The following is a 403-nucleotide window of genomic DNA, read 5'->3' on the forward strand; positions in this document are numbered from 1 at the left end:
AACTTTTCAATTCGTTTCAGGCTCATGTTGTCAATGGTCTGACCGTCTGAACCTTTAGTCATGTTACCCTCTTTAGCGTAGATACGCTGATAGGCAACGTAGAACATTTCCTCATTGAACAAAATTCTGTAAAGACGTTCAAACTTATAGCTTGCATCCTTACTGTGTTCTGATAGACTGTTTAATACTCTTTCTGGACTTCTCATAATGTCTCTCACATTTTCCGTTAATTGTATTAATAATTAGCTGCTTCCCTTCGCCATGTACAAGGCGTTACCTTGCTCAAACTACTATGGAAGCTCCGTTACCACTCCGAATTTTCATAGGTCGAACCTAATAGCCTTTCGGCACTTCGGGATAGGTAATCCCCGTTTATTACATCGTAACTGTTGGCATGATAGAT

The 403-nt window shown here is 40.0% G+C and carries 1 pseudogene; it reads right to left on the reverse strand.

Annotated features, from left to right (window positions below):
* Nucleotides 1–206: pseudogene (locus tag DXA54_RS28035) on the reverse strand (group II intron reverse transcriptase/maturase); the annotation flags it as partial.
* Nucleotides 207–403: the final 197 nt, after the last annotated feature.

The organism is Bacteroides sp. OF03-11BH (genome assembly GCF_003604005.1).
Taxonomy (GTDB): Bacteria; Bacteroidota; Bacteroidia; order Bacteroidales; family Bacteroidaceae; genus Bacteroides; species Bacteroides ovatus.